The 23428-nt window shown below is 72.8% G+C and carries 23 protein-coding genes; 18 read left to right on the forward strand and 5 right to left on the reverse strand.

Annotation, left to right across the window (positions count from 1 at the left end; translation table 11 throughout):
• Positions 1-19: 19 nt before the first annotated feature.
• Entirely contained in the window at positions 20-1192 is a 1173-nt protein-coding gene (locus BM236_RS13700; RefSeq protein WP_139230112.1) for a class I SAM-dependent methyltransferase, read from the reverse strand.
• A gap of 213 nt (positions 1193-1405) precedes the next feature.
• Between BM236_RS13700 and groES the strand changes: the two genes are divergently transcribed.
• The 6 genes from groES to BM236_RS13730 all read left to right on the forward strand — a co-directional run bounded on the left by groES (position 1406) and on the right by BM236_RS13730 (position 7723).
• Complete coding sequence (gene groES, locus BM236_RS13705) at positions 1406-1699, forward strand: co-chaperone GroES (protein WP_091124800.1); 294 nt, start codon at positions 1406-1408, stop codon at positions 1697-1699.
• Positions 1700-1795: 96 nt separating this feature from the next.
• Positions 1796-3424 carry a chaperonin GroEL gene (groL, locus tag BM236_RS13710; protein WP_091124802.1) on the forward strand — a complete coding sequence of 543 codons (1629 nt, stop codon included), beginning with the start codon at positions 1796-1798 and terminating at the stop codon, positions 3422-3424.
• Between the two features lie 155 nt (positions 3425-3579).
• On the forward strand, positions 3580-4764 hold the full coding sequence (locus BM236_RS13715; protein WP_091124804.1) for a right-handed parallel beta-helix repeat-containing protein: 1185 nt from the start codon (positions 3580-3582) through the stop codon (positions 4762-4764).
• Between the two features lie 90 nt (positions 4765-4854).
• Positions 4855-5790: a GNAT family N-acetyltransferase gene (locus BM236_RS13720; RefSeq protein WP_091124807.1), complete on the forward strand. Its 936-nt coding sequence runs from the start codon at positions 4855-4857 to the stop codon at positions 5788-5790.
• Positions 5791-5861: 71 nt separating this feature from the next.
• On the forward strand, positions 5862-7361 hold the full coding sequence (guaB, locus tag BM236_RS13725; RefSeq protein WP_091124808.1) for an IMP dehydrogenase: 1500 nt from the start codon (positions 5862-5864) through the stop codon (positions 7359-7361).
• The gene (locus BM236_RS13730) at positions 7358-7723 is read left to right on the forward strand and encodes an RNA-binding S4 domain-containing protein (RefSeq protein ID WP_091124811.1); all 366 of its coding nucleotides are present in this window, start codon (positions 7358-7360) and stop codon (positions 7721-7723) included. Before guaB ends, BM236_RS13730 begins: the two co-directional genes overlap by 4 nt.
• A 21-nt stretch (positions 7724-7744) precedes the next feature.
• On the opposite strand, the gene BM236_RS13735 is transcribed toward BM236_RS13730, so the two are convergent.
• Both BM236_RS13735 and BM236_RS13740 read right to left on the reverse strand, forming a co-directional pair.
• Positions 7745-8662, reverse strand: coding sequence for an ABC transporter permease (locus BM236_RS13735; protein WP_245750337.1), 918 nt, complete (start codon positions 8660-8662; stop codon positions 7745-7747).
• Positions 8659-9615, reverse strand: coding sequence for an ABC transporter ATP-binding protein (locus BM236_RS13740; protein ID WP_091124814.1), 957 nt, complete (start codon positions 9613-9615; stop codon positions 8659-8661). The genes BM236_RS13735 and BM236_RS13740 overlap by 4 nt, the downstream gene beginning before the upstream one ends.
• Before the next feature lie 131 nt (positions 9616-9746).
• Here BM236_RS13740 and BM236_RS13745 point away from each other — a divergent pair, with 131 nt between their 5' ends.
• The 4 genes from BM236_RS13745 (at position 9747) to BM236_RS13760 (ending at position 13672) form a co-directional block, all read left to right on the forward strand.
• Entirely contained in the window at positions 9747-10868 is a 1122-nt protein-coding gene (locus BM236_RS13745; protein WP_139230113.1) for a sensor histidine kinase, read from the forward strand.
• A complete protein-coding gene (locus BM236_RS13750; RefSeq protein WP_091124817.1) occupies positions 10865-11530 on the forward strand; it encodes a response regulator in 666 nt (221 codons plus the stop codon). The genes BM236_RS13745 and BM236_RS13750 overlap by 4 nt, the downstream gene beginning before the upstream one ends.
• Positions 11531-11610: 80 nt before the next feature.
• Positions 11611-12501 carry a TIGR03621 family F420-dependent LLM class oxidoreductase gene (locus tag BM236_RS13755; protein WP_091124820.1) on the forward strand — a complete coding sequence of 297 codons (891 nt, stop codon included), beginning with the start codon at positions 11611-11613 and terminating at the stop codon, positions 12499-12501.
• Between the two features lie 64 nt (positions 12502-12565).
• Positions 12566-13672, forward strand: a complete 1107-nt coding sequence (locus BM236_RS13760) for a GuaB3 family IMP dehydrogenase-related protein (RefSeq protein WP_091124823.1) — start codon at positions 12566-12568, stop codon at positions 13670-13672.
• A gap of 4 nt (positions 13673-13676) precedes the next feature.
• Here BM236_RS13760 and BM236_RS13765 read toward each other — a convergent pair whose 3' ends face one another.
• On the reverse strand, positions 13677-14273 hold the full coding sequence (locus BM236_RS13765) for a TetR/AcrR family transcriptional regulator (protein WP_091124825.1): 597 nt from the start codon (positions 14271-14273) through the stop codon (positions 13677-13679).
• A gap of 105 nt (positions 14274-14378) precedes the next feature.
• Here BM236_RS13765 and BM236_RS13770 point away from each other — a divergent pair, with 105 nt between their 5' ends.
• From BM236_RS13770 to BM236_RS13805, 8 genes are read left to right on the forward strand one after another with little or no spacing between them, the layout of a single operon-like run.
• Entirely contained in the window at positions 14379-15134 is a 756-nt protein-coding gene (locus BM236_RS13770; protein WP_091124827.1) for an SDR family oxidoreductase, read from the forward strand.
• Positions 15135-15137: 3 nt separating this feature from the next.
• Positions 15138-15917: an SDR family NAD(P)-dependent oxidoreductase gene (locus BM236_RS13775; RefSeq protein ID WP_091124830.1), complete on the forward strand. Its 780-nt coding sequence runs from the start codon at positions 15138-15140 to the stop codon at positions 15915-15917.
• A complete protein-coding gene (locus BM236_RS13780; protein ID WP_217645340.1) occupies positions 15914-16930 on the forward strand; it encodes an NADPH:quinone oxidoreductase family protein in 1017 nt (338 codons plus the stop codon). The genes BM236_RS13775 and BM236_RS13780 overlap by 4 nt, the downstream gene beginning before the upstream one ends.
• The gene (locus tag BM236_RS13785) at positions 16927-17592 is read left to right on the forward strand and encodes an HAD family hydrolase (protein ID WP_091124835.1); all 666 of its coding nucleotides are present in this window, start codon (positions 16927-16929) and stop codon (positions 17590-17592) included. The genes BM236_RS13780 and BM236_RS13785 overlap by 4 nt, the downstream gene beginning before the upstream one ends.
• Entirely contained in the window at positions 17589-18635 is a 1047-nt protein-coding gene (locus tag BM236_RS13790) for a phosphotransferase family protein (RefSeq protein ID WP_091124837.1), read from the forward strand. The genes BM236_RS13785 and BM236_RS13790 overlap by 4 nt, the downstream gene beginning before the upstream one ends.
• Positions 18635-19882 carry an acyl-CoA dehydrogenase family protein gene (locus BM236_RS13795; RefSeq protein WP_091124840.1) on the forward strand — a complete coding sequence of 416 codons (1248 nt, stop codon included), beginning with the start codon at positions 18635-18637 and terminating at the stop codon, positions 19880-19882. The genes BM236_RS13790 and BM236_RS13795 overlap by 1 nt, the downstream gene beginning before the upstream one ends.
• A complete protein-coding gene (locus tag BM236_RS13800) occupies positions 19879-21066 on the forward strand; it encodes an acyl-CoA dehydrogenase family protein (RefSeq protein ID WP_091124841.1) in 1188 nt (395 codons plus the stop codon). The genes BM236_RS13795 and BM236_RS13800 overlap by 4 nt, the downstream gene beginning before the upstream one ends.
• The gene (locus tag BM236_RS13805; RefSeq protein WP_091124842.1) at positions 21063-22202 is read left to right on the forward strand and encodes an acyl-CoA dehydrogenase family protein; all 1140 of its coding nucleotides are present in this window, start codon (positions 21063-21065) and stop codon (positions 22200-22202) included. The genes BM236_RS13800 and BM236_RS13805 overlap by 4 nt, the downstream gene beginning before the upstream one ends.
• Here BM236_RS13805 and BM236_RS13810 read toward each other — a convergent pair.
• Positions 22192-23424 carry a PucR family transcriptional regulator gene (locus tag BM236_RS13810; protein WP_091124843.1) on the reverse strand — a complete coding sequence of 411 codons (1233 nt, stop codon included), beginning with the start codon at positions 23422-23424 and terminating at the stop codon, positions 22192-22194. The genes BM236_RS13805 and BM236_RS13810 overlap by 11 nt on opposite strands.
• Positions 23425-23428: the final 4 nt, after the last annotated feature.

The following is a 23428-nucleotide window of genomic DNA, read 5'->3' on the forward strand; positions in this document are numbered from 1 at the left end:
CGTGTGCTCCGGACCGACGTCACAACCGGCGCACGAGCAGGCACGTGCCCTCGCCGCTCACCCGGGTCAGCACGATGGTGGCCTCGTTGGGGCCCTCGAGGGAGAGCGCGCGGCGCAGCTGCTCGGGGACCACCGACACCCCGCGCTTCTTGATGGTCAGCCGCCCGATGCCGCGCTCACGCAGGGCGGCGCGCAGCGCCCGCTCGCGGTAGGGGAGCTCCTCGAGCACCTGGTAGGTGGTGGCGAACGGCGTTCGGAAGGCGTCGTCGGAGGTCACGTAGGCGATGTGCTCGTCGACGAGTCCGCCGCCCACGCCGTCGGCCACGGCGGTGACGAGGCCGGCGCGTATGACGGCGCCGTCGGGCTCGTAGAGGAAGTCGCCGACGCTCCGGACAGACGCCGGCGCGTCGTCCTCGTCGGTCAGCGTGGCCAGACCGCCGTTCCCGATCACGGTCGCCCGTCGGCGTACCGTCGCCAGGCCGCCGGCCCACAGCGCTGCCTCCTTGACGTCGCCGTGGTGACTGACCCACTCGGCCTCGACGCCGGCCGGGACCATCCCGTGGGGGATGCCGGGCGCGACCTTCACGCACGCGTCGCGGGTCAGCAGCGTCTCGACGAACGACCACGACGGCGTCCAGCCCTCGGCGTCGAAGACCCGGCCGCGGGCACCCCGGCGGGCCGGGTCGGCGAAGGCGACCTCGAAGGCGGTGTGGTCGATCTCGGTGGCGTCCGCGACCTGCACGGCACCGGCCAGCCCGAGGGCGGCCAGGTTGGCCTGCGCCACCGCGACGCGCTCGGGGTCCAGGTCGACGCCCGCGACGATGAGCCCCGCCCGCGACGCGGCGATCAGGTCGCCACCGACGCCGCAGCCCAGGTCGATCAGCGTCCGGGTGCCGTAGGCGGCCAGCCGTGCGGCGCGGTGCTCGGCGACGGCGAACCGGGTGGCCTGCTCGAGGCCGTCGGGGGTGAAGTACATCCGCTCGGCGAGCGCCCCGAACTTCTCCGCGGCCTTCGCCCGCAGCTCCGCCTGGGTCATCGCGACGGCGACGTACGACGCCGCCGTGTCCCCCGGGACCTCCTTGCGCAGGGTGCTCTGCGCCTTGAGCGGGTCGAGCCCGCGCAGCTCGGTCGCCCGGGCCAGGAGTCGCTGGCCGTCGTCGGTCAGCAGCCAGGCGAACGCGTCGAGCTCCATCCGGGCAGTCTCTCAGAGCGTGCCTCACGGACGGACGGGCGCAACCACCCTGGCACTCCCTCCGGGTGAGTGCTAACGTCTGACTTGGCACTCTCGACCCGAGTGTGCCAACTGCCTGCCGGCTCGTGAGCGACCCCCGCGACGGCGCTGGAGCCAAGCAGGCGAAGACGTCCACTGATTCGCCCATCGAAGTGTGAAGGGGAGGTCGACACCGTGTCGATCAACATCAAGCCTCTCGAGGACCGCATCGTCATCAAGCAGGTCGAGGCTGAGCAGACGACCGCCTCCGGCCTGGTCATCCCGGACACCGCCAAGGAGAAGCCCCAGGAGGGCGAGGTCCTGGCGGTCGGCCCGGGTCGCATCGACGACAACGGCAACCGCGTCCCGCTCGACGTCGCCGTCGGCGACAAGATCATCTACAGCAAGTACGGCGGCACCGAGGTCAAGTACGGCGGCGAGGAGTTCCTCATCCTCTCCGCCCGCGACATCCTCGCAGTCATCGGCTGACGCAGCCCTGACATCCCGGGACGTCATGCGGACGGAGCGACTGCTCGCGCCGTCCGCATGACGTCCCGCTCCGTTTTCTGATCTCAAAGGAGAGTCATGCCGAAGATCCTGGAGTTCGACGAGAACGCCCGCCGCGCCCTGGAGCGCGGGGTCGACGCCCTCGCCAACGCCGTCAAGGTGACCCTGGGCCCGAAGGGCCGCTACGTCGTCCTCGACAAGAAGTGGGGCGCCCCCACGATCACCAACGACGGCGTGACCGTCGCCCGTGAGATCGAGCTCGACGACCCGTTCGAGAACCTCGGCGCCCAGCTGACGAAGGAGGTCGCCACCAAGACCAACGACGTCGCCGGTGACGGCACCACCACCGCGACGGTGCTCGCCCAGGCGATGGTCCACGAGGGCCTGCGCGCGGTCGCGGCCGGCGCCAACCCGATGAGCCTCAAGCGCGGCATGGACGCTGCTGCCGGCGCCGTGAGCGACGCGCTGCACGCCGCCGCGCGCGACGTGGACAGCAAGGAGGACATGGCCGCGGTCGCGACCATCTCCAGCCGCGACAGCCACATCGGCGAGCTGCTCGCCGACGCGTTCGACAAGGTCGGCAAGGACGGTGTCATCACCGTCGAGGAGTCCAACACCACGGGCACCGAGCTCGAGTTCACCGAGGGCATGCAGTTCGACAAGGGCTACATCTCCCAGTACTTCGTCACCGACCCCGAGCGCATGGAGGCCGTCCTCGACGACCCCTACATCCTGCTGCACCAGGGGAAGATCTCCTCGGTCCAGGAGCTGCTGCCCCTGCTCGAGAAGGTCATCCAGGCCGGCAAGCCGCTCTTCATCCTCGCCGAGGACGTCGACGGCGAGGCGCTCTCGACCCTGGTGGTCAACAAGATCCGCGGCACGTTCAACGCCGTCGCGGTCAAGAGCCCGGCCTTCGGCGACCGCCGCAAGGCGATGATGCAGGACATCGCGACCCTCACCGGCGGTCAGGTCATCGCCCCCGAGGTCGGCCTCAAGCTCGACCAGGTCGGCCTCGAGGTCCTCGGTCAGGCGCGTCGTGTCGTCATCACCAAGGACAACACCACGATCGTCGACGGCGCCGGTGACGGCGCCGAGGTCGCGGGCCGCGTCAACCAGATCAAGGCCGAGATCGAGAACACCGACTCGGACTGGGACCGCGAGAAGCTCCAGGAGCGCCTGGCGAAGCTGGCCGGCGGCGTGTGCGTCATCAAGGTCGGCGCCCACACCGAGGTGGAGCTCAAGGAGAAGAAGCACCGCATCGAGGACGCCGTCTCGGCGACCCGCGCGGCCATCGAGGAGGGCATCGTCCCCGGCGGCGGCTCGGCGCTGATCCACGCCGTGTCGGTGCTGGAGAAGGACCTCGGCCTGACCGGTGACGAGGCGGTCGGCGTACGCATCGTGCGCAAGTCCGCCGAGGAGCCCCTGCGCTGGATCGCCGAGAACGGTGGCGAGAACGGCTACGTCATCACCACCAAGGTGCGCGAGCTGGGTGTCGGCAACGGCTACAACGCCGCCACCGGCGAGTACGGCGACCTGGTCGGCCAGGGCGTCATCGACCCGGTCAAGGTCACCCGCTCGGCGCTCATCAACGCGACCTCGATCGCGGGCATGCTGCTCACGACCGAGACGCTGATCGTCGACAAGCCCGAGGACGAGGAGCCGGCCGCTGCCGGCGGTCACGGCCACGGTCACGGCCACGGCCACTGACCTGAGCCACTGACGAGTCGGCACAAGTTCGCCTCTCACAACGCCCGAGTCGGCAGAAGCTCGCGGAACCTCGCGAGCTTCTGCCGACTCGGCGTTTCTGGGGCGAAAGCTTCTGCCGACTCGGCGTGAGGTCGGGAACCGTCCACAATGGAGCGATGCGAGCCAAGAGGACAGTGACGGCGCCGGTGACGGCGCTGGCGACGGCGCTGGCGTGCACGGCGACGGTGGCGGTCAGCGGGAACCCCGCCACAGCGGCCCCGGCGCTGGCCCGGGCCGGGACGCGGACGTGGCACGTGGGACCCGGCCGGACGCTCGCGACGCCCAGCGCCGCTGCCGCGGTGGCCCACGACGGGGACACCGTGCTGATCGACGCTGCCACCTACGTCGGCGACGTGGCCACCTGGACCCAGGACGACCTGACTCTGCGCGGCGTGGGCGGCCGGGCCCGGCTGCGGGCCGGCGGCAGGAGCGCCCAGGGCAAGGCGATCTGGGTGATCGCCGGCGACCACACCAGGGTGGACCGCGTCGACTTCAGCGGCGCCGCGGTGCGTGACGGCAACGGCGCGGGCATCCGCCAGGAGGGTGTCGGGCTCACCGTCACCCGCAGCTGGTTCCACGACAACCAGGACGGCATCCTGACCGGTGCCGCCCCGGGCAGCGACGTCGTGGTCCGGCGGTCGCGGTTCTTCCGCAACGGCGCCGGCGACGGTTACACCCACAACCTCTACGTCGGCGGCGTCCGCTCGCTCACGGTCACCGGCAGCTACCTCGGCCTCGCCGACGCCGGCCACGAGCTCAAGTCGCGCGCGGCCAGGAACACGATCGTCGGCAACCTGATCACCGACGGCGACGCGACGGCCAGCTACTCCATCGACCTGCCCAACGGCGGCAGGTCGCTGGTCGCCGGCAACGTCATCGTCCAGGGGCCGCACTCGGAGAACTCGGCCCTGGTCTCCTACGGCGCCGAGGGCTTCGCGCCCGGCTCGCGCGAGCTGTGGGTGGTCAACAACACCTTCGTCAACCGGCGCACGACGGGCACGTTCGTCCGGCTCGCCAGCGGCAGCCACGCCCAGCTCCGCAACAACCTGCTGGTCGGCCGGGGCGACCTCACCAACCTGGCCGGGATCTCGGCGCGGGCCAACCGCAGGGTCGGGAGCGGAAGGTTCGTAGACCCGCGCGCCGGCGACTTCCGGCTCCGGTCGGGGTCGCCGGCCATCGATCGCGGCGTGCGGGTGCCGAGGCGGTGGCGGGCGCGCTGGGAGTTCGTCCGCCCGGTCGGCCAGGTGCGCCGCCCGGTCGCCGGACGGATCGACCTGGGCGCCTACGAGCGGCGCCGCTGACGTCCGACCGGTGGCGGAGCCGGCAGATCGTCTCGTCCGCGAAACCGAAGGGGAACGACACCGTGACCCGACGTCGGTCAGACTGTCCCCATGCTGTGGAGAGTGCGCACCACCCTTCCGGACAGTCCAGGCACGCTGGCGCTGCTCGCGCAGCGCTGCGGTGACGCCGACGTCAACATCCTGCGGCTGCAGATCTTCCCGGGCGTCGAGGACGTCACCGACGAGATCGTGCTGAGCACCGACGACTCGTGGTCGGCGGGCCGGATCGTCGAGCTCGTCTCCGGGGCTGGCGGTAGGGACGTCGTCGCGCAGCCGAGCACGGAGGCGGCGCTGGAGGACCAGCCGACCCGCTACGTCAGGGCCGCCCGCGCGACCCTCGACCACCCGATGCACTTCCCCGAGATCGTCGCCCAGCTCTTCGACGCGGAGGCCGAGCCCACCGACCCCGGCGTCGTCCACGACACCATGGAGATGGTGGTCGGCGACGTCCAGGTCCAGGTGCACCGGACGGCTCCGTTCACTCCCACCGAGCGCGCTCGCGGCGCGGCCATGGCCGACCTCGTCAACGACCGGCTCGCCCGGACCGGTCACCTGCACGCGGCGGAGGCCACCACCGAGCCGGAGCCCGAGCCGGCCGAGCAGAGCCCCGCACCGCTCGGCACCCCCACCTCGCCGGCGTACGTCGTCGAGGACGACTCGATCTCGGCCTACGTCGAGGGCGTGGTCGTGGGGACGGCCACGCTCGGCGCGACCGAGACGCACGGCGACGGCACCACCGCCCTCGACCTCGACCTCGACGTCGAAGCCGCCTGGCAACGACGCGGGATCGGCACCCGACTGCTGCTCGGCGCCGGGCGGATCGCGCGCACCCGGGGCGCTGACGAGCTGCTGCTGACCACCGCCGCGGACAACGACGCGGTCCTCCCCATGGTGCTCGGGGCCGGCCTGCGCGGCCGGATCAGGATGGCCGGCGACCAGCTCACCGTGCGGGTCTCGGTCGGCGGCCTCAAGCCCCTGGCCGGCTAGGAGGCTGGTCCCTCGTCTCGCCTCCGACCGTGGATTCGGGGTCGAGGCGGAAACCGCCGTAGCATTTCGTCATGGAGCTCCCCGAGAAGTTCGCGACCCTGGGCCTCACCTACGACGACGTCCTGCTGCTACCGGGCTACTCCGATCTCGCCCCGAGCGACATCGACACCACCAGTCAGCTGACCCGCGAGCTCTCGCTCAAGTCACCGCTCATCTCGGCCGCCATGGACACCGTGACCGAGGCGCGGATGGCGATCGCCATGGCCCGCCAGGGCGGCATCGGCGTGCTGCACCGCAACCTCTCCATCCAGGACCAGGCCTACCAGGTCGACCTGGTCAAGCGGACCCAGACCGGCATCATCAACAACCCGGTCACGATCACCGCCGACGCGACCCTCGAGCAGCTCGACCACCTCGCCGGTGAATACCGCATCTCGGGCTTCCCCGTCGTCGACACCGAGAACCGCCTCATCGGCATCATCACCAACCGCGACCTGCGCTTCACCCCGCTCGCCGAGTGGGCGACGACCAAGGTCGAGGAGGTGATGACGCACGCCCCGCTCATCACCGGACCCGAGGGCATCAGCCGGGAGGACGCCACCAAGCTCCTGCGCCAGCACAAGCGCGAGCGGCTTCCCCTGGTCGACGGGGAGGGCAAGCTCACCGGGCTCATCACGGTGAAGGACTTCGTGAAGTCCGAGCAGTTCCCCAACGCGTCCAAGGATGGTCAGGGTCGCCTCCTCGTAGGCGCGGCGATCGGCTACTTCGGCGACGCGTGGGAGCGCGCCACGACGCTGATCGAGGCAGGTGTCGACGTCCTCGTGGCCGACACCGCCCACGGCAACGTGCGCCTGCTCATCGACATGGTCCACCGGCTCAAGACCGACCCGGCCACCAGGCACGTCCAGGTCATCGGCGGCAACGTCGCGACCCGCGAGGGCGCGCAGTCCTTCGTCGACGCGGGCGCCGACGCGGTCAAGGTCGGCGTCGGCCCGGGCTCGATCTGCACGACGCGGGTCGTCACCGGCGTCGGCGTACCCCAGATCTCCGCGGTCTACGAGGCGAGCCTCGCGTGCAAGCCGGCCGGCGTCCCGGTCATCGCCGACGGCGGCCTGCGCTACTCCGGAGAGATCGGCAAGGCGATCGTCGCGGGCGCCGACACCGTCATGCTCGGGTCGCTGCTGGCCGGCACCGAGGAGACGCCCGGCGAGCTGATCTTCCTCAACGGCAAGCAGTACAAGGCCTACCGCGGCATGGGCTCGATGGCCGCCATGTCCTCGCGCGGGAAGAAGTCCTACTCCAAGGACCGCTACTTCCAGGCCGAGGTCACCAGCGACGACATGATCGTGCCCGAGGGCATCGAGGGCCAGGTCCCCTACAAGGGCTCGCTCGCGACCGTCGCCCACCAGCTCGTCGGCGGCCTGCACCAGACGATGTTCTACGTCGGCGCGCGCACGATCCCCGAGCTCAAGGAGAAGGGCCGCTTCATGCGGATCACCTCCGCCTCGCTCAAGGAGAGCCACCCGCACGACGTGCAGATGACCGTCGAGGCGCCGAACTACCGGTCGTGAGCACCCGCGTCGACGCCTGGTGCTGGGCGGTCCGGCTCTACAAGTCGCGGTCGCAGGCGACGGCCGGGGCGAAGGCCGGGCACATCCGGATCAACGGCGTGCGGGCCAAGCCGGCCCAGCCGGTCAAGGTCGGCGACGAGGTGCGCGTCTTCACCGACCGCGAGCACGTCGTCATCGTCAAGGAGCTGCTCGTCAAGCGCGTCAGTTCGCCCCTGGCCCAGGCGGCGTACGACGACCGGACGCCCGCCCTCCCGCCGAAGGAGGAGCGCGCGGCGCCGGTCTTCATGCGCGAGCGCGGAGCCGGCCGTCCGACCAAGCGCGACCGCCGGGTGCTCGACCGGCTGCGCGAGCTGGGCCGGTAGCGGCCGCCGCGACCGGGAGGGTCAGGCCACGTCCCGCCGGCGGACGACCACCAGCGTGAGGCCGACCAGCGCGACGACGTAAGCCACGACGGTGACAAGCGCCCGGCCGCCGGAGATGTCGACCAGCACCCCGGGCGCGCCGCCCGCCTTGCCGACCAGGGCGCCGACCAGCGAGCCGGCCGCGGTCCCGGGCAGCACGTGGGTGATCGCGTCCACGACCGAGAGCAGGCTGCCGACACCGCGCAGCAGGTTCTCGACGACCAGCAGCCAGACCAGGCCGAGGCCGACGGCCAGGGCCGGGCCCTTGGCGAGCACGCCGGCGGCGAAGCCGAGCAGCGCCCACATCTCCAGGACCAGCAGCCCGCCGCCGAACGACCGTGCCACGTCGCCGAGCCCCGGCATGGTGAGCGAGTGCCCCTCGGTGGCCGCGATCAGCGACGAGCAGCCCAGGCACAGCACCGTCGAGACCAGCATGACCAGCACGACGAACGCGCTGACCGCCAGCAGCGACCCGATCGTCACCGACGTGCGAGGCTTCCCCTGGGTGAAGACCGTCTTCCAGGTGCCCCAGGCGAAGCCGTTGCCGGCCGCCAGCGCGCCGAGCACCATCACCAGCGCGCCGCCGAACATCGGCAGGCCCTGCACCATCACGTCGGGGACCGCCGGAGGTAACAGGCCGGCGAGCAGCTGCGCCTTCGTCTCGCCCTCGTTGGAGAAGCCGCTGTCCCCGCTCCGGTAGGCCAGGTAGTCGAAGAGGTAGCCGAACATCAGCGAGAGCGCGAGCCACGCGCCGACGACGATCCAGACCGCCGGCCACTTGCGCAGCCGCATCAGCTCGGCCCTCGTGCTGTCGACGATCCCGCCCAGGGTCCCGTTCATGGTCCCGTTCATGGTCCCGTTCGTGGTCCCGTTCGTGGTCCCGTTCGTGGTCGCGTTCATGACACCTTCTCCTTCGTCGTGTGCTGGTCGCCGGTCATCTCGAAGAAGACCTCCTCGAGCGACCGCTCCCTCGCGCTGATCTCGTGCACGTCCAGTCCGGCGGCCACCAGGGCCCGGGCCAGCTCCGGTGCCGCGTCGGCGGCCAGGTCCAGGTCGAGCGACCCGTCCTTCTCGCGGCGCACGCCGTCGTCGCCGGCCAGCCGCATCGCGACCGCGATCGCGGCGTCCTCGGGCTCGGCCCGCACGCGCAGCGTGACGCCGCCGCGGAGCTCGGCGACCGTGGACTCGCGCAGCAGCCGGCCCTGGTCGATCACGCCGACCCGGTCGCAGATCTCCTGCACCTCCGCCAGCAGGTGGCTGGAGAGGAGCACGGTCTGGCCGCCGCGCGCCAGCGACACCACCAGCGCGCGCATGTCGGCCATGCCGGCCGGGTCGAGGCCGTTCGTCGGCTCGTCGAGCACGATCAGCTCGGGCGAGCCGAGCAGCGCGGCGGCGACGCCGAGCCGCTGCTTCATGCCCAGGGAGTAGCCCTTGAACCGGTCGTCGGCGCGCCCGGTCAGGTCCACCAGGTCGAGCACCCGCTCGACCTCCTCGTCACCGAGCCGCCGGTAGCGGGCCAGTGCGCGGAGGTTGTCGCGCCCGCTCAGGTAGGGGAAGAAGCCCGGCCCCTCGATCAGTGCTCCCACCCGGGCGGTCACGTCGGCGGCACCGGCGGGTCGCCCCACCACCGTCGCCGTGCCCGCGGTGGGCCGAACCAGGCCGAGCACCATCCGCAGCGTGGTCGTCTTGCCGGCGCCGTTGGGTCCCAGGAAGCCGTAGACCTCGCCGCGCCGGACCGTCATGCCGACCCCGTCGACGGCCAGCCGGTCGCTGTACCGCTTGGTCAGCCCGTCGGTCCTCACCACCAGGTCGTCCCTGGGCTCGTTCCTCACGTCGTTCCGTAGCTCATCCATGCGTCCCACCATCGCCGAGCAGATCCCGCCGCGCGTCGCCCCGCAGGAGGCTCCGGCCTACGCAGGACCGCGTAGATCCGAGGCGCCCCGGGCCGTACGCGTCAGGGCCCGCGCGCGGCTAGCGTCGAGGCATGTCACAACCCGCTCGTGCCCTCGTCCCCTGGCTGGCCGGAGTGGCGCTGGTCGTCATCGTGATGGGAACCCTGGGCGCGAACCTGCACGCCGACGTCTCGGGGCCGGCCGTGTGGGGTGCCCTGCTCGCCGGCGGCGCGGTGCTGCCCGCGCTGCTCCCCCTCCCGACCCAGGTCGCCCTGCCGCTGAGCGGCGTCTTGGTCGGCCTCTACTTCACGGCGGGGTACGCCGACGGGCCGGTGTTCCTCGCGGTCCCGGCCCTGGCGCTGGTGCACGCGTCCCGGGTCGCGCCGCGTCGCTGGGCCGTCCCGGCCCTCCTGGCCGTGGTCGCCGTCGTGGCCGGCCTGTGGCTGCGCCACGTCCTCCACAACGCCGACCGCGCACCCAGCCTGTGGCAGGCCGTCGGCGTGACCGCCCTCGTCGCCGCCGCGGGCGCCGCAGGAGCGGCCGGCCGGTCCCGCCGCGCCGCGGCCGCCGAGCGCGCCCGCAGCGTCGCGGGGGAGGAGCGGCTCCGGATGGCCGCCGACCTGCACGACGGCGTGGGGCACGGGCTCGCGGTGATCGCCATGCAGGCCGGTGCCGCGCTGCACGTCCTCGACCGGGACACCGAGGCGGCGCGGGCCAGCCTCGAGGCGATCCGGTCGACCAGCAAGGAGTCGCTGGACCTGCTCCGCACCCAGCTCGCCCGACTGTCCGACCCGGCCGACGCGCCCCGGACACCGGTGCCGGGCCCGGCCGACCTCCGGGCCCTCGTGGCGCGGGTCAGGGCGGGCGGGCTGGCCGTCGGGCTCGACGCCCCCGACGACCTCGACGACCTCCCCGACGACGTCGGGCGCGCCGTCTACGCCGTGGTGCAGGAGGGGCTGACCAACGTGCTCCGGCACGCCGCCGCCTCCAGTGCCGCGGTCTCCGTCCGCAGGTCTCCGTCGGGCGTCGTGGTGACCGTCGAGGACGACGGCCACGGCCCGGCCGCTGACAGCGCGGGCGGCGGGCTCGGGCTGGTCGGGATGCGCTCGCGCGTGGAGGCGCTCGGCGGCAGGCTCGAGGCGGGCCCGCGCGGAGGCACGGCCGGCTTCCGGGTCCGGGCGACGATGCCCCTGACCGCCGGAGTGACCCGATGAGCCACGAGAGGATCCGGGTGGCCCTCGTCGACGACCAGCCGCTCCTGCGGATGGGGCTGGCCACCATCGTGAACGCCGAGCCGGACCTCGAGCTGGTCGGCGAGGCCGGCGACGGGCGCGAGGGGTTGGCGCTCCTGCGCCGGACCCGGCCGGACGTCGTGCTGTGCGACATCCGGATGCCCGTGCTCGACGGGCTGGGCCTGCTCGAGCAGGTCGGCCGGGACGAGTCGCTGGCCGGCGTACGCGTGGTGGTGCTGACGACGTTCGAGCTCGACGAGTACGTCTTCGAGGCGCTGCGCCTGGGCGCGAGCGGCTTCCTGCTCAAGGACGCCGAGCCGAGCGCGCTGCTCGACGCGGTGCGGGTCGTCGCCGACGGAGGGTCGTTGCTCGCCCCCTCGGTCACCCGTCGGGTGATCGAGGAGTTCGGTGCGAGCAAGCGGGCGCCCCGGCCGCACCCCCGTCTGGGCGACCTCACCGAGCGCGAGCGCGAGATCGTGGGCTGGGTGGCGACCGGACGCTCGAACACCGAGATCGCCGACGCCCTCTTCCTCAGCCCGGACACGGTCCGCACCCACGTCAGCCGCGCGATGGTGAAGCTGCAGGCACGCGACCGGGCCCAGCTCGTCGTCTTCGCCATCGAGTCAGGTCTCCGGGCGGACTGAGCGGCGTACGCAACACTGCGTACGTCGGTGCCGCGAGCGCGCGGACGCGCCCGGCCCTCGGGAGTGCCACCGTGGAGGGCATGGACACGAGAACTCCGTTCAGGTTCGGCGTCGTCACCTCGCAGGCGCCCTCGGGATCGGCCTGGCTCGACCGGGCCCGCCGGGTCGAGGCGCTCGGCTACGACACGCTCGTGATGCCCGACAACGTGGCCGCCGGCCTCTCGGTGTTCCCCGCGCTCGCGGCGGCGGCTGCGGCCACGTCGCGGCTTCGCGTGGGGAGCTATGTCCTCGCCAACGACTTCCGCCATCCCGTCCAGGTCGCCAAGGACGCGGTCGCCCTCGCGGTGCTCTCCGAGGGGCGCTTCGAGCTCGGCCTCGGCGCCGGCCGCCCCGGCGCCGACCGCGACAACGCGATGCTCGGCCTGCACTGGGACGACGCCGGCACCCGGGTGAGCCGGCTGGCCGAGTCGGTGTCGATCATCAAGCGCCTGGTGGCCGGTGCGACGGTGACCGCCGACGGGCCGCACTACCGGGCGACCGAGGCGTCGGTCGTGCCGCCGGGCGTCGAGCCACCGCCCGTGCCGGTCCTGGTCGCCGCGCGCGGTCCCAGGATGCTCGACCTGGCCGGCCGGGAGGCCGACATCGCCGCCCTCGGGGTGCCCTTCGACATGGACGCGGAGGCGGTGGCCGGGCTCGCCGGGCGGGTGCGCGCCGCGGCCGGTGACCGTCCGGTGGAGCTCAACCTCAACCTGATGGCCGTCGGCGACGCGGTGCCCCGCTTCCTCGCGGGACGGCTGGATCCGGCCGCGCTCGCTGCTGCGGGGTCGGTCTGCGTCGTCACCGGGTCGGCCGAGGAGATGGCCGGGCAGGTCCGCGACCGCCGCGAACGGCTCGGCCTGTCCTACCTCCTCGTCGCCGACGAGCTGATGGAGGCGTTCGCGCCGGTCGTCGCGATCCTCGCCGGGGAGTGAGCCCTCGTGGTGCATGCGGGCCCACGGTTTCCACCGATCCCTCCGACGGTGCCAGAATCGGCGCGTGACTGACATCGAGATCGGCCGGGCCAAGCGGGCGCGTCGCGCCTACGCGTTCGACGACGTGGCGATCGTCCCCAGCCGCAGGACGCGTGACGTCGGGGAGGTCAGCGTCGACTGGCAGATCGACGCCTACCGCTTCGAGCTGCCCGTGCTCGCCGCTCCCATGGACTCGGTCATGTCACCGGCCACCGCCATCAAGCTGGGCAAGCTCGGCGGCCTCGGCGTGCTCAACCTCGAGGGCATCTGGACGCGGTACGCCGACCCGGAGGCGCTCCTCGAGGAGGTCGCCGGCCTGCGCGGCGCCGACGCGACGCGTCGCCTCCAGGAGATCTACACCGAGCCGATCAAGCCCGAGCTGATCACCGAGCGGCTGCACGAGATCCGCGAGTCCGGCGTGACCGTGGCGGGCGCGCTCAGCCCGCAGCGCACCAAGGAGTTCGCCAAGACGGTGACCGACGCGGGCGTCGACCTCTTCGTCATCCGCGGGACGACCGTCTCCGCCGAGCACGTGAGCAGCCAGGCCGAGCCGCTGAACCTCAAGGAGTTCATCTACGAGCTCGACGTCCCGGTCATCGTCGGCGGCTGCGCGACCCACCAGGCCGCGCTCCACCTGATGCGGACCGGCGCGGCCGGCGTACTCGTGGGGTTCGGTGGCGGTGCCGCCCACACGACCCGCACCGTCCTCGGCGTCGCCGTCCCGATGGCCAGCGCCGTCGCCGACGTCGCCGCGGCTCGCCGCGACTATCTCGACGAGTCGGGCGGCCGCTACGTCCACGTCATCGCCGACGGCTCGATCGGCCGGTCCGGCGACATCTCGAAGGCGATCGCCTGTGGCGCGGACGCCGTCATGGTCGGCAGCCCGTTCGCGCGGGCGACCGACGCCCCGGGCCGCAGCTTCCACTGGGGCGCCGAGGCGCACCACGCGGACCTGCCGCGCGGCCAGCGCGTGGAGTTCGAGCCCGTCGGGACGTTCGAGGAGATCCTGCTCGGTCCGAGCCACGTCGCCGACGGCACGATGAACCTGATCGGCGCGCTGAAGCGGTCGATGGCCACCACCGGCTACACCGACCTCAAGGAGTTCCAGCGGGTCGAAGTAGTGGTGGGGTAGCAGGTCAGGCGCCGACGATCCGCAGCGCCAGCACCGCCATGTGGTCACCGACGTCGTCGGGCGTCCAGCGGCCGTCGTCGCGGTACCACCGGGCGATGTCGATGCCGAGCGACAGGACCGCCGTCGTCGCCATGCTCACCTCGGGGACGTCGAACTCGCCCGAGGCGATGCCGTCCTCGATGACCGCGCGCACCTCCTGCTCGATGGCGATGCGCAGCGCGCGGATCTCCTCGCGGTGGTCGGGGGAGAGCGCCTCGAGCTCGTAGTTCACGATCCGCGCCCAGGTGTGGCCCTGCGCGTGGTGCCGGCCGAACTCGCGCGCGATGGCCGCCAGTCGCTCGCTCGGCGTCGCAGCCGAGCCGGCCGCGCCAGCGCGACGCACCAGGTCGAGCGTCGTCCGGTGCCCGTCGCGGGAGATGACGTGGAGAAGCTCCTCCTTGGAGCGGTGGTGCACGTAGACCGCCGCCGGGCTCATCCCGGCCGCGGCGGCGATGTCGCGCGTCGTCGTGCCGTGGAACCCCTTCGCGCCGAAGGCCCGCACCGCGGCCTCGATCAGCCGGGCGCGGGTGAGGTCGCCACGGGTCTCGGGCAACGCGCTCATCGGGCCTCCTCATCGTGACGCGGGGATTGACCGCGCCGACGTCGTACGGCATCGTGGCCATCCTAAGCAAGCGCTTAGTCATGTGACCAGCCCAGAGGAGACCACGTGCCCGGACGGTTCGACGGCAGGACAGCGATCGTGACGGGGGCGAGCCGGGGCATCGGCCTCGCGATCGCCCAGCGACTGGTGAGCGACGGAGCCCGTGTGGTCCTCACCGCCCGCAAGACCGACGCCCTCGAGCAGGCGGTCGCCGAGCTCGGCGGCCCCGAGCACGCGATCTTCGTCGCCGGGCACGCCGACGACCCCGACCACCGGGCCGAGACGGTCACTGCGGCGGTGGAGACGTTCGGCAGCCTTGACCTGCTGGTCAACAACACCGGCATCAATCCGACCTACGGACCGCTGATGGGCCTCGACCTCTCGGCCGCGCGCAAGATGGTCGAGGTCAACTGCCTCTCGGCGATCGCGTGGATCCAGCAGGCCCACCGGGCCTGGATGGGCGAGCACGGCGGGGCGGTCGTCAACGTCGCCTCAGTCGGCGGCCTCCGGCCGGCGCCCGGCATCGCGATGTACGGCGCCACCAAGGCGATGCTCATCCACCTCACCCAGGAGCTCGCCGTCGAGCTCGGCCCGAGCATCCGGGTCAACGCGGTCGCCCCCGCGGTGGTGAAGACGAAGTTCGCGACCGCGCTCTACGAAGGGCGCGAGGACGAGGTCGCGGCGACCTACCCGCTCAAGCGGCTTGGCGTCCCCGACGACGTGGGCTCCGTCGTGGCCTTCCTGCTCTCCGACGACGCGGCGTGGATGACCGGCCAGGCGCTCGTCATCGACGGCGGCCTGCTGCTCGCCGGCGGCGTCTGAGCGATGGACCTCACCGGCAAGGGCGTCGTGGTCACCGGCGCCGGTCACGGGATCGGCCGGGCGCTCGCCCGGCGGATGGCCGCGGGCGGCGCCAGGGTCGTGGTCAACGACCTCGATGCCGAGGCGGCCGAGGCCGTCGCCACCGAGATCCAGGGGTACGCCGCACCCGGCGACGCGGCCTCGGCCGTCGGCGTCGCCGCGCTGGTCGAGCGTGCGAGGGCGGCACTCGGCGACATCGACGTCTGGTTCGGCAACGCCGGGATCGACCGCGGCAACGGGCTCGACGCACCCGACGAGGACTGGTCGGCGGCGCTCGACGTCAACGTGATGGCCCACGTGCGGGCCGCCCGGCTGCTCGTCCCCGACTGGGCCGAGCGCGGAGCCGGGCGCTTCGTCGTCACCGCCTCCGCGGCCGGCCTGCTGACGATGCTCGGCAGCCCGACGTACTCCGTCTCCAAGCACGGTGCAGTCGCCTTCGCCGAGTGGCTGTCGGCGACCTATCGTCACCGCGGCGTCGTCGTGCAGGCCATCTGCCCGCAAGGCGTTCGGACCCGCATGTACGAGGACGCCGGGGCGCTCAAGGAGGTGCTCAGCCACGACTCCGTGCTGACGCCCGAGGAGGTCGCCGAGGCCGCGTGGGCGGCGCTCGACGGCGACCGGTTCCTGGTGCTGCCGCACCCGCAGGTGCAGGACTATTACGCCGCCCGGGCCACCGACACCGACCGGTGGCTGGGCGGGATGAACCGGGTGCAGCAGCACCTCGACCAGAAGGGCGACTCATGAGCGGGCCGCAGATGAAGGCGTGGCGCGTGGCCGAGCTCGGCGAGCCGGGGGCGGTGATGCGGCTCGAGGACGTCGAGGCGCCGACGCCGGGCCCGCGCCAGCTGGTCGTGAAGGTGCTGGCGTCGCCCGCGAACTTCCCCGACGCGCTGATGTGCCGTGGGCTCTACCAGGTCCGGCCCGACCTGCCGTTCACGCCGGGCGTCGAGCTGTGCGGCGAGGTCATCGCGCTCGGTGACGAGCTCGACGGCACGGGGTTCGCCGTCGGCGACCGCGTCATCGGCGGCGCCGTGCTGCCGTACGGCGGCTTCGCCGAGGTCGCCCTGATGGACGCCGCGACGACCTTCCCCGCGCCCGCGTCGCTCGACGACGCCCAGGCGGCCTCTCTCTACATCGGCTACCAGACCGGCTGGTTCGGGCTGCACCGCCGAGCGGCCCTGAAGGCCGGCGAGACGCTGCTGGTCCACGCCGCCGCGGGCGGCGTCGGCAGCGCGGCCGTCCAGCTCGGCAAGGCGGCCGGTGCGACGGTCATCGGCGTGGTGGGCGGCCCGGAGAAGGCCGAGGTCGCCCGCGCCCTCGGCGCCGACGTCGTGGTGGACCGGCACACGGAAGGCCCCGCCGGTGACTGGGTGGCGGTCGTCAAGGAGCACACGGGCGGCCGCGGCGCCGACGTCGTCTACGACCCCGTCGGCGGCGAGACCTACCAGCGGTCCACGAAGTGCGTCGCCTTCGAGGGGCGCATCCTGGTGATCGGCTTCGCCGGCGGCGACATCCAGTCCGCGGCGCTCAACCACGCGCTGATCAAGAACTACTCGATCGTCGGGCTGCACTGGGGCCTCTACAACCTGGTCGACCCGGCAGCAGTCGCCCAGTGCCACACCGAGCTCACCGACCTCGCCGACCGTGGGCTCGTGCGGCCGTTCGTCAGCGAGCGGCTCGGGCTGGAGCAGGCGGCGGACGGCGTACAACGGCTCGCCGACGGCACCACCGTCGGCCGGGTCGTGATCACGCCATGACGCAGGTGGAGGCGGTCGTCCTCGACTACGGCGGCGTGATGACGACGCCGATGGGCGACTCGATCCGGGCGTGGATCGCCGCCGACGGCATCGACCCCCAGTCGTTCAGTCGGACCCTCAAGGCATGGCTCGCCCGCGACGCGCCGGCCGGTACGCCGATCCACCGGCTCGAGACCGGTGAGCTGGACGCCGACGAGTTCGGTGTGCTGCTCGCCGCCGAGCTGGCCCGTCACGACGGCGAGCCGGTCGACCCCGAGGGCCTCCTCGGCCGGCTCTTCGCGGAGATCCGCGTCGAGTCGGCGATGTTCGACCTCGTCGCCGACCTGCGCCCGCTCGGCGTGCGCACCGGGCTGCTCTCCAACAGCTGGGGCGACATCTACCCGCGCGAGCGGATCGCGGCCGCGTTCGACCACGTCGTCATCTCCGCCGAGGTGGGCCTGCGCAAGCCCCAGCCGGAGATCTTCCGTCTCGCTCTCGACGGGCTCGGCGTCGCGGCCGGGCAGGCCGTCTTCGTCGACGACGCCGAGCCGAACCTCATCGGCGCCCGTGCGGTCGGGCTGCGCACGATCCTGCACACCGACCCGGTCACGACCCGCGCGGAGCTCGTCGCGCTCGTGCCGGGACTCCGCCCGACCCCGACCGGCCGAGGAGCCATCCAGTGAGCGACGTCCCCGGACTCGACCTGTCCCGGCTGGGTGCGTGGTTCGCCGACCACGTGCCCGGGGTCTCGACGGGCTCGACCGCCGAGGTCCGGCTCACCGCCCGCCACATCAGCGGCGGCAAGTCCAACCTCACCTACGAGGTCTCCGACGGATCGAGCTCCTGGATCGTGCGCCGGCCGCCGCTCGGGCACGTGCTGGCGACCGCTCACGACATGGCCCGCGAGCACCGGGTGATGACGGCCCTGCGCGAGACCGTCGTCCCGGTGCCGCTCACCTACGCGCTCTGCGAGGACACCGACGTGGTCGGCGCGCCCTTCTACGTCATGGAGAAGGTCGACGGGACCCCCTACCGCAGCGCCGCGGAGCTGCGCGGGCTCGGCGCTGAGCGCACCCGTGCGATCACCGAGCGGCTCGTCGACACCCTCGTCGCCCTGCACGAGGTCGACCCGGCAGCGGTCGGGCTGGCCGACTTCGGCCGCCCCGAGGGCTTCCTCGCCCGCCAGGTCGGCCGCTGGCGCAAGCAGATGGAGGCGTCGTACCACCGCGACCTCCCCGCCGCCGACGAGCTGCACGCACGGCTCGCGGCGAGCATCCCGCCCGAGGGGGCGGCGGGGATCGTGCACGGCGACTACCGGCTCGACAACGTGCTGGTCGGGACCGGCCCCGACGACCGTGACCGCCTCAACGCGGTCGTCGACTGGGAGATGGCCACGCTCGGCGACCCGCTCACCGACCTGGCCCTGATGCTGCTCTACCAGCGCCTGGCCGCCTTCGGCGGCGACACGGTCAGCGACGTCAGCACCGCACCCGGCTACCTCGCCGAGCAGGAGATCCTGGCCCGCTACGACGCCGCGAGCCACCGCGACCTCGGCCACTTCGGCTTCTACCTCGGGCTGGCGGCCTACAAGCTCGCCGCGATCCTCGAGGGCATCCACTACCGCTTCCTCCAGGGCCAGACGGTCGGGGAGGGGTTCGACACCATCGGCGACGCCATCCACCCGCTGCTCGACGCCGGCCTGGCCGCACTCAAGGAGAAGAACTGATGGACTTCGCGTTCGACGCGCGCACCGAGGAGCTGCGTGCCGACCTGCTCGACCTCATGGAGAGCCACATCCACCCGGCCGAGCAGACCTTCCACGAGCAGGTCGAGGCGCTCGACGACCGCTTCGCCTGGGACTCCGCGCCCGTGCTCGCCGAGCTCCGCGCCGAGGCGCGTCGCCGCGGCCTGTGGAACGTCTGGCTCCCGGGCGAGCGCGGCGCCGGGCTGACCAACCTGGCCTACGCCCCGCTCGCCGAGATCACGGGCCGGGCGATCCAGCTCGCGCCCGCCGTGCTCAACTCCGCCGCGCCGGACACCGGCAACATGGAGGTCCTCAACGACTTCGGCACCGACGCGCAGAAGGAGCAGTGGCTGACGCCGCTGCTCGAGGGTGAGATCCGCTCGGCCTTCGCGATGACCGAGCCCGACGTCGCCTCCTCCGACGCGACCAACATCCAGCTCAGCATCGTCCGTGACGGCGACCACTACGTCCTCAACGGCCGCAAGTGGTGGATCACCGGGGCGATGAACCCGAACTGCCGGATCTTCGTCGTGATGGGCAGGACCGACCCGTCGCGCCCAGAGAATCCGGCGCAGCGGCACCGCCAGCAGTCGATGGTGCTCGTCCCGCGCGACACCCCCGGTCTCGAGGTCAAGCGCGCCATGCACGTCCTCGGGTACGACGACCACGACCACGGCGGCCACGCCGAGCTGTCCTTCACCGACGTGCGGGTGCCGGTCGAGAACCTGATCGGCGATGAGGGCTCGGGCTTCGCGATCGCCCAGGCGCGGCTCGGGCCCGGCCGCATCCACCACTGCATGCGCTCGATCGGCGTCGCCGAGCGGGCGATCGAGCTGATGTGCGCCCGGGCGTCCTCCCGGGTCGCGTTCGGCCGGCCGATCGCCGACCAGGGCGTCGTACGCGACTGGATCGCTGAGTCCCGCGTCCGGATCGAGCAGCTGCGCCTGCTGGTGCTCAAGACCGCCTGGCTGATGGACACCGTCGGCAACCGCGGAGCGCACACCGAGATCCAGGCGATCAAGATCGCCACGCCGACGACGGTCCAGTGGATCCTCGACAAGGCGATCCAGGTGCACGGCGCCGGCGGGCTGTCCCAGGACTTCCCGCTCGCCGCGGCCTACGCCGGCATCCGCACCCTGCGGTTCGCCGACGGCCCTGACGAGGTGCACAAGAACGCGCTGGCGAAGGCCGAGCTCGCCCGCCAGTCCACCCGGGAGGTGACCCGATGACGCCTGCCGAGCTGCGGGAGCGGGTCGAGGCCTTCCTCGCCGAGCACCCGCCGGCCACCACCGACCGGCGCGAGTTCCTCCACGCCCGCTACGCCGCCGGGCTGGCCTGGGTGCACTTCCCGGAGGGCCACGGCGGCCTCGGCCTCTCCCGCGGCCTGCACCCGCTGGTCGAGTCGCTCTTCACGACCGCCGGAGCGCCGGACAACAACTCCCGCACCAACGGCATCGGGCTCGGCATGGTCGCCCCGACGATCCTGACCTACGGCAGCGAGGAGCAGCGCGAGCGGTTCCTCGAGCCGCTGTGGTGCGGCGAGGAGATCTGGTGCCAGCTCTTCTCCGAGCCCGGCGCGGGCTCCGACCTCGCCGGCCTCGCCACCCGGGCCGTCCCCGACGGCGAGGAGTGGGTCGTCAACGGGCAGAAGGTGTGGACGTCAGGCGCTCACAACGCCGACTTCGCCATCCTGGTCGCGCGCACCGACCCTGACGTACCCAAGCACCGCGGGATCACCTACTTCCTCGCCGACATGCACGACCCGGGCGTCGACGTACGCCCGCTGCGCCAGATCACGGGCGAGGCGGAGTTCAACGAGGTCTTCCTGACCGACGTCCGCATCCCCGACCCGATGCGGGTCGGCGCGGTCGGCGACGGCTGGCGGGTCGCCAACGGCACCCTCAACAACGAGCGGGTCGCGATCGGCGGAAGCGCGCTTCCCCGCGAGGGCGGCATGCTCGGCACCGTGGCGCGGTCCTGGCGCGAGCACCACGACCAGCACACCCCCGAGCTGCACGACCGGCTGATGCGCCTCTACGTCGAGGGGGAGGTCGCGCGGCACACCGGCCAGCGGCTGCGCCAGCAACTCGCCTCCGGCCAGCCCGGCCCGGCCGGCGCGACGATGAAGCTCACCTTCGCCCGGCTCAACCAGCAGCTCAGCGGCCTCGACCTGGAGATCCGCGGGGCCGAGGGGCTGCGCTACGAGAGCGAGCCCGGCTGGACCATGCGCCGGCCCGACGAGGTCGACTTCACCGGCCGCGACGCGGTCTACCGCTACCTGCGCGCCAAGGGGAACTCCATCGAGGGCGGAACCTCGGAGATCCTGCGCAACATCGTCGCCGAGCGCGTGCTGGGCCTGCCGGCCGAGCCGCGCGTCGACAAGGACGTCCCCTGGAACGAGGTGCCACGATGACCGCCCCCACCACCGGCCCCAACCCCGACCCGAGCCCCGACGAGCTGGTGCTGCTCGACACCGACGACGACCGGGACCTGCGCGCGACCGTCGCCGGCTACCTGGCCGCCCGCTGTCCCTCGACCGCGGTCGCCGCGGTCTACGATGGCGACCGGTCCGTCGTCGCGCCGCTCTGGCGCGGGCTGGCCACCGAGCTCGGCCTCGCCGGCCTCCTCGTCCCCGAGTCGTACGCCGGCGCCGGCGCGACCCCCCGCGACGCCGCCGTCGTCCTGGAGGAGCTCGGCCGGTCTGTCGCCCCGGTGCCGTTCCTGACCAGCTCGGTGATCGCCGCGACAACGCTCGCGCACGCCTCGACCGACGCCGGCCGCTCCCTGCTGGCGGACCTCGCCGAGGGCGGGCGGACGGTCGCCCTGGTGGTCCCGCTGACGACCGCCTTCGACGCCGACGTCCCGGTCGTGCAGGGACACGGGCAGGTGCACGTGCGCAGCGTGGCCGGAGCCCTTGACGCCGACACCCTGCTGGTCCCGGTCGCGGCCGGCGACGGGATCGAGCTCCACGCGGTCCCGGCGGGCGACGCCCGGATCGAGCCGGTGGTCTCGCTCGACATGAGCCGCGAGCTCGCCGACGTCACCGTCGACCCGACGGCCGGCACGGTCGCCGTCGAGGGCGATGCTGCGGCCGGCGTACGCGCGGGGCTGCTGGCGGGGACCACCCTGCTCGCCTCCGAGCAGGTCGGGATCGCGCAGTGGTGCCTGCAGGCGACCGTCGGCCACCTTCAGGAGCGCCGCCAGTTCGGCCGGGTAGTGGGCGGCTTCCAGGCGCTCAAGCACCGGCTCGCCGACCTCTACACGGCGGTCGAGGGCGCGAGCGCGACGGCCCGGTTCGCGGCGGCCGCGCTCGCTGCCGACCCGCACGGCGAGGAGGCTCGGATCGCCGCTCACACGGCCGCGGCCTGGTGCTCGGACGTCGCCGTGCTGGCCGCGGAGGAGGCGGTGCAGCTTCACGGGGGCATCGGCATGACGTGGGAGCACCCCGCCCACCTCTACCTCAAGCGGGCGAAGGCGGATCAGCTGGCGCTGGGCCTGCCCGGCCACCACCGCGCGCGGCTGGGAGAGCTGGTCGGCCTCACGGTGTGATCGGGTCGACCGCCAGGAGGGCCAGCATCAGCAGCAGCCTGTCCTCGGGGTCGGCGAGGTCGCGGCCGGTGAGCGCCTGCAGCTGCCGCATCCGGTAGATCACGGTGTTGCGGTGGCAGTAGAGGTCCTGGGCGGCGTGGGTCGGCGAGCCATGATGGGCGAGCAGCGCCCGCAGCGTCGTCATGAGGACCTCGGCCTGGTGTGCCGGCTGGGCCAGGACCGGCCCGATCGAGCGACGGACCAGGAGCGCCGTGATCGCGGGGCTGGCCGCGAGCAGCACCTTCGGGAGCCGCTCCTCCCCGTCCGCGACCTCGGCGGTGCCGCGAGGGATGGTGTCGACCGTGTGAGCGGCGAGCTGGAAGGCGGTGCAGAACCCGGTCAGCCCCTCCGGTGAGGCCGCCACGCCGACCCGCCCGGACGTGCACGGGCGCAACAGCTGGACGACGTCCACGACGGCCGCGGAGCCCAGCTGGACCAGCCCGAAGTGCAGGTCGCCCCGCACTTGCCAGTACGACGCCAGGCCGGCTCCGTCGAGCCGGTCGTCGGGATTGCGCAGGGGGCTGTCCCGGTCACCGTCGAAGGCCGCGACCACGCAGGCGACGGCGTCGTCGGGCGCGACGCCGAGCACCTCCTGCACCTCCGCGGCGAAGGCGGGGTCGCTGCCCCGGCCCTCGACCAGTCCGTCGAGCAGCCGGCCCTGCCGGTGGAGGTCGCGACGCTGCAGCAGCGCGCTCTCCTTGCGGTAGGCCGCCGACATCACCGAGTTCTGCACGTCGAGGTTGGACCAGACCTTCCGGCCGGCCACCAGCAGGACGTGGTCGTCGACCTGGAGGACCGGGTCGGTCTGGCGCCGTACCAGCGCCTCCCAGAGCACGCGGGTGCCGATCGTGTAGGCGTTGAGCACCAGCTCCAACGGCACGCCCTGGCGCGCTCGCCGACGCCCCGTCTCGCGCCAGAGGGCGAGCAGCGTGTCGAAGTCCTCGTCCCCGGCCATTGCCCGCAGCCCGAGCCGGATGTGGTCGCGGGTGCTCCTCCTCAGGTCGGCGCGGATCTCCGGGTCGGCGTGGTCGTACCAGTCCTTGTCGTGGTCGAGGAGGGTGAGGGTGATCTCGTCGGCGATCGCGTCGCCGCTGCTCAGCAGCGACGCCCAGGCGCGGCCGACGTCGCTCGGTAGGGCGGCCTTCTCCGGCGCCGTCGCCCGTGTGTCACCCGTCACACGCATGCCC

The organism is Nocardioides terrae (genome assembly GCF_900112345.1).
GTDB classification, from domain to species: Bacteria; Actinomycetota; Actinomycetes; order Propionibacteriales; family Nocardioidaceae; genus Nocardioides; species Nocardioides terrae.